This is a genomic window from Bradyrhizobium sp. (assembly GCF_016462955.1).
In the GTDB taxonomy this organism is placed as follows: domain Bacteria; phylum Pseudomonadota; class Alphaproteobacteria; order Rhizobiales; family Xanthobacteraceae; genus Bradyrhizobium.
On sequence record NZ_JAEMSD010000548.1, the window covers coordinates 1 to 4,213 of the forward strand.

The 4,213-nt window shown below is 65.1% G+C and carries 6 protein-coding genes; 4 read left to right on the plus strand and 2 right to left on the minus strand.

The window, feature by feature from the left end:
- The first annotated feature begins 134 nt into the window (after window positions 1-134).
- Window positions 135-458: a DUF3325 domain-containing protein gene (locus tag JHD07_RS34035; protein WP_291630130.1), complete on the plus strand. Its 324-nt coding sequence runs from the start codon at window positions 135-137 to the stop codon at window positions 456-458.
- 653 nt (window positions 459-1,111) lie between these two features.
- Complete coding sequence (locus JHD07_RS34040; protein WP_291630132.1) at window positions 1,112-1,921, plus strand: transglycosylase SLT domain-containing protein; 810 nt, start codon at window positions 1,112-1,114, stop codon at window positions 1,919-1,921.
- Between the two features lie 130 nt (window positions 1,922-2,051).
- Here the strand turns inward: JHD07_RS34040 and JHD07_RS34045 are convergent, their stop codons facing one another.
- Entirely contained in the window at window positions 2,052-2,345 is a 294-nt protein-coding gene (locus JHD07_RS34045; RefSeq protein ID WP_291630134.1) for a DUF718 domain-containing protein, read from the minus strand.
- Between the two features lie 225 nt (window positions 2,346-2,570).
- On the opposite strand from JHD07_RS34045, the gene JHD07_RS34050 reads away from it, so the two are divergent.
- Complete coding sequence (locus JHD07_RS34050) at window positions 2,571-3,029, plus strand: Rrf2 family transcriptional regulator (protein ID WP_291630136.1); 459 nt, start codon at window positions 2,571-2,573, stop codon at window positions 3,027-3,029.
- A gap of 25 nt (window positions 3,030-3,054) precedes the next feature.
- On the plus strand, window positions 3,055-3,738 hold the full coding sequence (locus JHD07_RS34055) for a class I SAM-dependent methyltransferase (protein WP_291630138.1): 684 nt from the start codon (window positions 3,055-3,057) through the stop codon (window positions 3,736-3,738).
- Window positions 3,739-3,763: 25 nt separating this feature from the next.
- Here JHD07_RS34055 and styB read toward each other — a convergent pair.
- The coding region (styB, locus tag JHD07_RS34060) for a styrene monooxygenase NADH-dependent flavin reductase subunit StyB (RefSeq protein ID WP_291630140.1) at window positions 3,764-4,213 on the minus strand (450 nt) is incomplete at its 5' end.

Below are 4,213 nucleotides of genomic sequence, written 5' to 3' on the forward strand. Positions count from 1 at the left end.
ATCATGTGCTGGGCGCTCGCGCTGCTCCACGTCGTCCTGGCCGTTCGCACCGCCAGGAATCAGGCCGTCCGGCAGTCGAACCGCAAGCCGAAATCGCAGGTGCCGATCGCCATTGCGTCGAGCGGTGCGGCAGAATGATCCATCTAGTCGCTCTTGCGCTTTGCCTCGCGGGCTTTGGAGCGCTGGCTTTCGCCACGCACCGCCAGCAGCGCGATATTTTCGGAAAGGCGCTGCCGCCCGTGACGACCCATTGCCTGCGGGCCGCTGGCGCGAGCGTCCTGCTGCTTGCGCTCGCCAATCTCGTGACCGCAAGAAGCTGGGGCATGGGTCTCGTGATGTTCAGCGGTCACACCACGATGGCTGCCGCCATCGTGTTTTGTGCGCTGATCGGGTGGGGCAGACTAGTTGCGCGCACACCGCGCAAGCGGCAGCGCGCCGCCGGTGACCTTCAAACCTGATCGCATCATGCTTTAGATGTCGAGCACGACCTCGCCCGACACGGCATCGGTCATCCCGCGGCCGTTGCCCTGGTCCTCGAGCATCTGGCCGTTGCACAATGGGTGGTCAACGAAGGCGTGAGCAGAGGCCTCGACGGCAGCCTGCGTTCGACACCGATTCCTACCACCAGTTCTCGACCGACTTTTACCTGCGGCGAGACGCCATGCAATGGTTTGGGATCAGTATACGACGGACGAAGCGGAGCGCGCAGAGGCGACCGCGTCGCCGCTGCGCGCCTCGCTGGATCAGTTGGCTGGGCTCCCGCACGCCCCTTCACCACATTTAAACCTTAAGATTCTACGAAGAGTGGTCACCCACGAGGCCGCAGAACCATGCCAACCGCCTTCGTACAGAAGCCATCCGTGGCCTTCCGGCAATGAAGGCCTGGCAGACCAGCTGCATCGTGGCTGTTCTCGCATCCGCGGGAGTCTTTCTGACTGCCGCTAACAGACCGGCCGCGACGTTGCCGGATCTCATGTCGGAAGCGACGGCGAGCATACCGGCTGCGGGGCGCATGGAGCCTTCCGCGAACCTGGTGACGCCGGCCATGTACGCAGAGGCATCCGCCAGACTTGCGGCAGCGCTTCGGGCAGAAAGAGCAGAGCTGGGCTCGGTGACGCCGGCCGGTTCGGCGCCGCTACGCACCGAAACCGAGATCGTCGATGAACCCGCCGCGCCGAAATTGGCGTCGTTGGGACAGGATGTCGTCCAATCGCTGCCGCCGGAACGCGATGCGTCGAGCGGTGCTCCGAAAGCGGCGGCGACGCAGGATTTCCGTCATCTGATCTACTACGTCTGGTCCGAACTGCCGCCCGCCGAGAAACCGGCGGAGATCGTCTTGCGTGCGTTGAAGGACATTCCGGTGGGGACACCGACCGAGGAGATCAAGCGCGCTGCCGATGCGTTTGGTCTCGATGTCAATTTCATGATGGCGGTTGCCAAGATCGAATCCGGCTTCAACCCCAATCAACGCACCGGGTCGTATATCGGGCTGTTCCAGCTGAGCTATTACGAGTTCGGGAAGTTCGGCTTCGGGGAGATCCGCAGTCCGCGGGATAACGCCGTTGCGGCCGCCTACAAGATCATCACCGAAGGCGTCCAGTTCGAGTGGATCACGCGCCGCAAGCCGGACATGAGCGATCTCTACCTGATCCATCAGCAGGGCTGGGAAGGCGCTGCCGAGCACATCAGCAAGCCCGCTCGCCTCGCCTGGAAATCCATGTGCGCCAGCAGCGAAGGCAAGGAGAAGGGTGAGAGGTGGTGCAAACGCGCGATCTGGGGCAATACGCTTCCGGCCTTCAAGCGCAGCTGGAAATCGGTGGACAACGTGACGTCAGAAGCGTTCGTCGGCATGTGGCGCGGCCGGGTCGCCGAATTCTACGGGAAGTATGTGGCGACGGCTGCGGCAGCGCCAAGCCAATAACTTCGTCGGCAGCGCCGCGCCACGCTTGTTGCCTATAGCTCGCAGATCGGCAGAGCGCCAGCGAACCCATCAACCCTCCGCCTGTGGCGAGGCATGATGGGTTTCGCCATCGCAGGCCGGCGCTCGCCTGCTACAGCGCGAGCACGACCTCGCCCGACACGGCATCCGTGACGCCGCGGCCGTTGCCCTGGTCCTCGAGCACTGACCTGAAACTGTCGAGCGTCCTGATCATCGCGGCGCGCGCCGCGACCATCGCCTCCTGGCTGGACCAGGTGCCGATGAGGCAGAAGCTCTGCTCGCCGGTCTTGATGATGACGCCATGCTCCAGGCCCGGCCATCTGGCCTTCCCGTCCCGGTGCGCGTCGAGGAAGGCGGCTTCCGCGCCAGGCTTCACCCTGAACTTCACCACATTGTAAATTTGCATGGTGGCCTCCTTAAAAAAATGGATGGATGAAAAGCGGGACGGCGCGCGAGGTCAGGACGAAACGTCCGCGGGTCGCCCAGACTGATTGTCGTCCCCGCGCGCGGCGGCGTCACCGTGACAAATCGGCCGCTGAAACAAAACCGCGAAAGCAACCCCATGCACAGACTGGTGATCGAGGACCCGCCGCACTTGACTCGAACGCCATCATGCAACATGTAAAGTTACATGAAACGCGACAGCCGCCTGTCCGGCGTGCTCCATGTGCTGCTGCACATGGCGCAGCAGCCTGGGCCCTTCACGTCCGAGACTCTGGCCAAGGCGATGGACACCAACCCCGTCGTGATCCGGCGCATCATGGCCGGGCTGCGCGAGCTTGATTACGTGCGCTCCGAGAAGGGGCATGGCGGCGGCTGGACGCTCGCCTGCGACCTCTCGAAGGTGACGCTGCGCGACGTCTATGCCGCGCTCGGCAGCCCGTCGCTGCTGGCGATGGGCCACCGGACGGAGTCGCCCGGCTGCCTCGTCGAGCAGGCCGTCAATGCCGCGCTCGACCAGGCCTTTCACGATGCTGAGGCGCTTCTGCTGCGGCGCCTCGGCGAGGTGACGTTGGCGATGCTGGGCGAGGACCTGCGCAAGCGGCTCGGGTCTCGCAAGATCCAGGACATCAGCGCGCATCGCGCGTGAACAGGTCCAGTCACAGGACACCATCATGACCGACATTCAAACCGCATTCTCTGATCCGCAATTCGTGGCGAGATACACAGAAGGGCCGCGGCGCTTCGTGCCGGGGTATGAGTCCATGCAGGCCATGGCGGCAATTCTGCTGGCCGAGCGCGCGCGCGACGATGCGCAGATCCTTGTCCTTGGCGCCGGCGGCGGTTTGGAACTGAGGACGTTTGCGCTGGCGCATCCCACTTGGCGCTTCGACGGCGTCGACCCGTCCGCGGCGATGCTGGCGTTGGCCGGGCAGACCCTGGGAGAGTTGGCCCCGCGTGCACGCTTTCACGAAGGCTATATCGAAGATGCCCCGGAAGGACCGTTCGACGGGGCCACCTGCCTCTTGACCCTGCACTTCGTCGATGTCGCCGAACGCCGCCGCATTGCATCCGAGGTTCGCCGCCGCCTGAAGCCGGGCGCACCGTTCGTGATCGCGCATCTGAGCGCGCCGGATGGCGATGAGGAGCGCCCGCGATGGCTGTCGCGGTACTCCGCATTCCTGGCAGCCTCCGGCGTCGAATCCGAGCAGGCGGCGGCTGCCAAGAATGCCGTCACCAACCATCTGCGCATTCTGGCACCCGCGCAGGACGAGGCGATCCTGCGCGAGGCCGGCTTTTCCGACCCGACGCTGTTCTATGCCGGATTCGCCTTCCGCGGCTGGGTGGCCTACGCCTGAGCGCACGCGAAACGGCGCGCGGGCGTCACCGATCCACCGGCAGGCCCGGACCGAGATGGTAGCGGCTGGAGAAGAACACCAGCGGCGTGGTGTCGCGATGATCGCAGGCCGACACTTCCGCAATGATCAGCGTGTGGTCGCTGACGTCGACGTGGCGCGTCACCTCGCAAGCGAACCAGGCGATGCAGCCCTTGAGACGCGGCAGGCCGTCGACGATGTCGTAGTCCGGCGTGGCGCCGGTGTTCGGCTGGCTCGCGAAGTGCCGTGAGAGATCCCGGCCATGGTCGGGCAGGACGTTGACGCAATAACGTCCGGTCGCCGAGATCGCGCGGTGCATGCGGCCGGGCATGACCGAGACCAGCACGGTCGGCGGCGACAGGCTGACGGTGACGAAGCTGTTCGCCGTCATGCCGCAGACGCGGCCGTGCTCGTCGAGCGCGGTCAGCACCGCGACCCCGGTGGCAAAGCGCGAGGC